The organism is Pseudomonas sp. EL_65y_Pfl1_R83, from assembly GCF_963970695.1.
In the GTDB taxonomy this organism is placed as follows: Bacteria; Pseudomonadota; Gammaproteobacteria; order Pseudomonadales; family Pseudomonadaceae; genus Aquipseudomonas; species Aquipseudomonas tritici.
Window position 1 is genome coordinate 1 of the sequence record NZ_CAXAQI010000463.1, and the last position, 443, is coordinate 443.

General features: G+C 66.8%; 1 pseudogene. It reads left to right on the plus strand.

What is annotated here, in order from left to right:
- A pseudogene (pyrB, locus tag AACY08_RS29840) lies at positions 1-443 on the plus strand (aspartate carbamoyltransferase catalytic subunit); the annotation flags it as partial.

Here is a 443-nt window from a genome sequence, read left to right on the forward strand (position 1 = left end):
GTCGAGCTCAACCGCCAGGTTGACAAGAAGCGCACCGTCCTGCGTGGACGGACGCAGGTAAACCTCTTCTTCGAGGCCTCGACCCGGACCAAGTCCTCGTTCGAGCTCGCGGGAAAGCGGCTCGGCGCCGACGTCATGAACATGTCGGTGTCCTCCTCGTCCATCAAGAAGGGCGAGACGCTGGTCGACACCGCGATGACGCTCAACGCGATGCGCGCCGACGTCATCGTCATCCGCCACATGTCCTCGGGCGCGGTGCGGCTGATCGCGGGCAAGGTCGATTGCCCGGTGCTCAATGCCGGCGACGGGCAGCACGAACATCCGACGCAAGCGCTGCTCGATGCGCTGACGATCCGGCGGCGGCGCGGGTCGATCGCGGGGCAGCGCGTGGTGATTTGCGGCGACGTGCTGCACAGCCGCGTCGCGCGCTCGAATATCCTCGC